The sequence below is a fragment of the uncultured Campylobacter sp. genome, from assembly GCF_938045465.1.
In the GTDB taxonomy this organism is placed as follows: Bacteria; Campylobacterota; Campylobacteria; order Campylobacterales; family Campylobacteraceae; genus Campylobacter_B.
In genome coordinates this window covers 1-5,404 of the sequence record NZ_CALIBF010000091.1, presented here as the reverse complement: position 1 = coordinate 5,404, position 5,404 = coordinate 1, and the positions used below count along the sequence as shown (strand labels likewise).

Genomic DNA, 5,404 nt, shown 5'->3' with positions numbered 1-5,404 from the left:
ACAAAAAACATACTATTATAAGCTGTATATCGGAAGAGAAGTGGATCCATTCTTGTTAAATTATGTAGGTAAACATAGTTTTGATTTTAATTTCGAAAAAGCTCAAGAAGCGTTGAAATATTTTATTGGAGAACATGATTTTTCATCATTTTGTTCGAAAAATTCTAGCGTTGAGGATAAGGTTAGAACGATATATAGTTTAACTATGGAGAAAGATCTGATTAATCCTAATATTGTAAACTTTGAAATTACTGGGAATGGATTCTTATATAATATGGTTAGAATAATTATCGGAACTATACAAAATGTGGCTACCGGTAAATATGAAGCTGATTACATTAAAGAAATATTAGAAAAAAAAGAACGCCAATTCGCAGGACCTAAAGCTGATGCAGCAGGATTGTACCTTAAAGAAGTGGTTTATGATGATGATAAAATAAATAAATTTATAAAAGATAACGATATAGAGATAGTTCATTCTCATGGCAAAGGTGCGGGCATCTATTCGCGGATGCTTAAAATTTTAAATCCAAGGCTAAAGATAGTCCATACTTTACACGGCGTTCATATTGGAGAATACGGCTTTTTGAAAAAGAGCGCATATATTTTTTTGGAGCGGTTTTTAACGCTATTTACCGATAAATTTATAAATGTTTCAAATAGCGAAAATAGCCTTTGTTTAAAGCTTAGACTATTTAAAAAAAGTAAGTGCGAAGTCGTATATAACGGCATAAAAGCTCTTTTAAAAGATGATCATGCCAAGATAAAATTTAATCTATCGGGAAAAAGGGTAGTTACGACTATTTCGAGATTTGATTATGCAAAAAATATGTCTTTGGCGTACGAGATAGCTCAAAATTTTAAAGATAACTCAAAGATCGTTTTTTTGTGGCTCGGAGACGGCGACGATAGGGCAAAATTTGAATCTATGGCGCAAAAAGACGGCGTAAATATAATCTTTACGGGCTTTACCGACGAAGTGCCCGCGTATCTATCCGCTACGGACATCTACCTGTCTACATCCAGGTGGGAGGGGCTGCCTTATGCGCTCATAGAGGCGCAGTCACTCGGCATCCCGATAGTAGCGACAAACGTCGTGGGAAATAACGAAGTCGTAGAAAACGACAAAAGCGGATTTTTGTTTGAGGACGCACAGCAGGCGTGTCGGGATATAGAAATTTTATTAAACGATGAGAAAATATACGGTAAAATGCGAGGCGAAGCATTGCTAAATTTTAAAGATAAATTTAATATCGGCGCTATGATTCGTAAAGTGGAAAAAATTTACGAGCAGATATTTGAAAATAGATCAACTAGGGAGCCGCAATGAAAAAAGCCCTTATCCACGACTGGTTTAGCACCTATGCGGGCGCGGAGAAATGCGTCGAGAGTTTTACCGATATCTGGGATGATTTTGAAATTTACAGCCTCATCGACTTTTTGAAGGGTACCGACCGAGATAAAATTTTAAAAGGCAAGCGTGCCCATACGAGCTTTATTCAGAAGCTACCCTTTGCGAAGGACAAATACCGCAACTACCTGCCGCTATTTCCGCTCGCGATCGAGCAGTTTGATCTAAGCGGCTACGACGTCGTGCTGTCTAGCTCGCATGCCGTCGCAAAGGGGGTGCTGACGCACTCAAATCAACTTCACATTGCCTATGTGCACACGCCGATCCGCTACGCATGGGATCTGTATCATCAGTACTTGCGCGAAAGCGGGCTAGATCGCGGTTTAAAGGGCATGTTGGCGAAGTATTTTTTGCATAAAATTAGGCTTTGGGACGCGAGCACCGCAAATCGCGTGGATCACTATGTCGCAAACAGCCGCTACATCGCGCGCCGTATCAAAAAAACATACGGCAAGCCCAGCGACGTCATCTATCCGCCCGTCAATGTGGATAAATTTACGCTGCGCGAAACCAAAGAGGAATTTTACCTCACTGCCTCGCGCATGGTGCCGTATAAAAAGATCGATCTCATCGTCGAGGCATTTTCGCAGACGGATAAAAAGCTGCTCGTTATCGGCGATGGTCCCGATATGGCAAAAATAAAATCAAAAGCGGGCAAAAATGTCGAACTTTTGGGCTTCGCAGATGATGAAACGATGGCGGATCTTATGGGGCGGGCTAAGGCATTTGTTTTTGCCGCAGAGGAGGACTTCGGCATTACGCCGGTGGAGGCGCAGGCATGCGGCACGCCGGTGATCTGCTTTGGTCGCGGCGGCGCTCGCGAGACGGTGCTTGATGGCGAGAGCGGGCTGTATTTTATGGAGCAAAACACAAAGGAGCTGCTCGCCGCCGTAGCAAAATTTGAGCAAAATTATGATAAATTTGAGCCTGTAAAAATTAGAGAAAATTCTTTAAAATTTTCGCGCGCGCGCTTTGAGGCCGAGATCAAAAGCTACGTCGAGAAAAAATATGAGGAATTTAAGGACGGCCTAAATGACTAATATAATCCTAAGCGGCGGCAGCGGCACGAGGCTGTGGCCCATCAGCCGCACGCTTATGCCAAAGCAGTTTGTGCGCCTCTTTGACGATCGCTCGCTTTTTATGATGAGCTACGAGCGAAACTCCCCGCTATGCGAGCGTACGCTCGTCGTCTCAAACGAGCAGCAGTATTTTTTGGCGCTCGATCAGCTTGAGGTTTTAGGCGCGCGCGGCGCAAAATTTCTACTCGAGCCTGTCGGCAGAAATACGGCTCCTGCGATCGCGCTTGCGTGTTTGAGCTTAAAGGCCGAGGAGATTGTTTTTGTAACGCCGAGCGATCATCTAATTAGAGATGAGGCGGCGTATAAAAACAGCGTCTTGCGTGCACGCGAGCTTGCGAAACAGGGGTTTTTGGTGACGTTCGGCATCAAGCCCGCGGAAGCAAATACGGGCTACGGCTATATCGAAGCAAGCGGCGAGGACGTGTTGAAATTCCACGAAAAGCCTGAGCTTGCGGCAGCGCAAAGCTACATAGCGGCGGGGAATTTTTACTGGAACAGCGGCATGTTTATGTTTAAAGCGGGCGTATTTTTAAGTGAGTTAAAGGCGCACAGCCTCGAAATTTACGAAGCCTGCGTTCGTGCACAAGAAAATTCTAACGCGGAAAATCCGATTAGAATTAAACTAGGCGATATGCAAGAGATCCCCGCAGATAGCATTGATTACGCAGTTATGGAGCGCACGAGTCTTGCTAAGGTCGTGCCCGCAGACATCGGCTGGAGCGATCTGGGAAGCTTCGATAGCCTTGACGCCGAACTACCTAAAGACGCGAACGGCAACACTGCAAGCGAGCAAAATATTACTCTAAATTCTAAAAACAATCTTATCATCGGCTCGGACCGCACGATAGCCACCATAGACGTCGAGGATCTCGCTATCGTCGATACCAAGGACGCCCTGCTCGTATGCAAAAAAGGCTCTACCCAAAAGGTAAAGCAGGTGGTGGAGCGGCTAAAGGATAGCGATCTAGCGCGCGTGCATGTAACGACGCACCGCCCGTGGAGCAGTTACACGGTATTCGAAGATGAGCGCGGTTACAAGATCAAGCGCATCGTCATTAAACCCGGCAAGCGGCTATCGCTTCAGAAGCACTACCATCGCAACGAGCACTGGATCGTCGTTAGCGACACTGCGACTGTGACCGTGGGCGAGCGGAATTTCTTGCTGCGCGAGAATGAATCGACGTTCATTAGGATGGGCGAGGTTCATCGCCTCGCAAACGAGGGCAAAATCCCCGTCGTGCTAATCGAGGCTCAAGTCGGCAGCTACACCGGCGAGGATGATATCGTGCGCCTGCAAGATGATTTTAATAGGAGTTAGGATGAAAAGGCAACTCTGCGTTTTGATAATCTTGGCGGTCGATATTTTTGGCATCTGGCTTTGCTTTGGGCTTGCTGTGGTGCTTAAAAATTTGCTCTACGGCGATAGCTTGCTGCTAGACATCGGCAGGTATCAGGGCTTCGCGCCGTCCTATGTCATAATGATATTTCTATTTTTTTATCAAGGGATCTATTCGAGGCGATATGATTTTTGGCATGAGAGTAGAATTTTAGTAAAAAGCTGCTTCTTGGGGCTTTTGCTCAGCCTAGCGTTACTTGCTTTAATCAAAGTCAATTACGAATTTTCGCGCGCCAGTTTTATTTTGAGTTTTGCCTTTATGGCGGTGGTTTTGCCCCTTTGTAAGCTCATAACGAAAAGGAAGCTTTTTAAATTTGGATTATGGCAGAAGAGGGCGAAAATTTTAGGCGAGGGCGAGGAGTTTGAAAGTGCTGTTTTAGGAAGCACATATCTTGGGTATGTAAGAGCGCTAGGCAACGATTACGACGTGTTGTTTATCGGCGGAAGCAGGCTTGGGGCGAAAGCCTTGAACGAGCTTATCGAGCATAATATCAGAAAGAACAAAGAAATTTTATTCACCCCCGTACTGCGCTCATACGACTTTACGCAGACGGATATTTACAGCGTTTTTGCCTCGCGCACCAGCCTCTTTGCGATACGAAATTCTTTGAAAAGCCCTTTAAATTTAGCTCTTAAACGCGGACTTGATTTGGCGCTAATTTTCTTAGCGCTTCCTCTGCTGGTGCCGATTTTTGGCATAATCGCGCTGATGATGAAGCTAAAAGAGCCCGCAGGGAGTATATTTTTTTCGCATCAAAGAATGGGATTTGGCGGCAAGCCGTTTGGATGCCTGAAATTCCGCTCGATGAGAGAGAATGGGGATGAAATTTTAGCTCAGTATCTAAAGCAAAATCCGCAAGAGGTGGAGTATTTTGAAAAGTATCACAAATACGAGCACGATCCGCGCATCACGAAGCTGGGCGATTTTTTGCGCAAAAGCTCGCTCGATGAGCTTCCGCAGCTGATCAACGTCCTAAAGGGCGAAATGAGCATCGTAGGCCCTCGCCCGTGCGCGCAATACGAGCGCAAAGATATGGGCGAATACGCTGATCTCATACTCGCCGTCAAGCCCGGTATCACGGGGCTTTGGCAGGTGAGCGGGCGCAGCGATGTGGATTTTGCGACCAGGGCGGGCATGGATGCGTGGTATATGAAAAACTGGTCGATCTGGAACGATATCGTGATAATCATAAAAACCTTTAAGGTGGTCCTTGTTCGCGAGGGCGCAATTTAAATTTTAATTTGGAGAAGAAATATGCAACAGAATTATTGTAAAGATGATGAGATCGATTTGCTAGATTTGGCAAAAAAGATATGGAAATATAAAAAGCAAATTTGTATAGTAACTTGTGGATTTATTGCGATTGGGCTTTTGTACATTCTATTTGCTACTCCGTGGTATAAAGCAACGGCGGCGGTAGAAACCGCCTATTATAATAATGAAACTGGTATGCCACAGTATATAACCGAAAGATCCGTTCGGATGCATGAGCTTAGAGTAAAATATATTGATGGACT

Annotated in this window: 5 protein-coding genes; all 5 read left to right on the top strand. The window is 45.1% G+C overall.

The window, feature by feature from the left end; translation table 11 throughout:
- Positions 1–40: 40 nt before the first annotated feature.
- Positions 41–1,330 (top strand): glycosyltransferase, encoded by a 1,290-nt coding sequence (locus Q0413_RS04380; protein WP_298987701.1) that lies wholly within the window; start codon positions 41–43, stop codon positions 1,328–1,330.
- On the top strand, positions 1,327–2,451 hold the full coding sequence (locus Q0413_RS04375; RefSeq protein ID WP_298987700.1) for a glycosyltransferase family 4 protein: 1,125 nt from the start codon (positions 1,327–1,329) through the stop codon (positions 2,449–2,451). The genes Q0413_RS04380 and Q0413_RS04375 overlap by 4 nt, the downstream gene beginning before the upstream one ends.
- Entirely contained in the window at positions 2,444–3,808 is a 1,365-nt protein-coding gene (locus Q0413_RS04370; protein WP_298987699.1) for a mannose-1-phosphate guanylyltransferase/mannose-6-phosphate isomerase, read from the top strand. The genes Q0413_RS04375 and Q0413_RS04370 overlap by 8 nt, the downstream gene beginning before the upstream one ends.
- Before the next feature lies 1 nt (position 3,809).
- A complete protein-coding gene (locus Q0413_RS04365) occupies positions 3,810–5,120 on the top strand; it encodes a sugar transferase (RefSeq protein ID WP_298987698.1) in 1,311 nt (436 codons plus the stop codon).
- A gap of 21 nt (positions 5,121–5,141) precedes the next feature.
- Positions 5,142–5,404, top strand: a 263-nt coding sequence (locus Q0413_RS04360; protein ID WP_298987696.1) for a Wzz/FepE/Etk N-terminal domain-containing protein, incomplete at its 3' end; no start/stop codon positions are given.

Bases quoted from the DNA above. Each gene is read 5' to 3' on its own strand.
- Q0413_RS04375 (WP_298987700.1), top strand. From the start codon at position 1,327: ATGAAAAAAGCCCTTATCCACGACTGGTTTAGCACCTATGCGGGCGCG.
- Q0413_RS04370 (WP_298987699.1), top strand. From the start codon at position 2,444: ATGACTAATATAATCCTAAGCGGCGGCAGCGGCACGAGGCTGTGGCCC.
- Q0413_RS04365 (WP_298987698.1), top strand. From the start codon at position 3,810: ATGAAAAGGCAACTCTGCGTTTTGATAATCTTGGCGGTCGATATTTTT.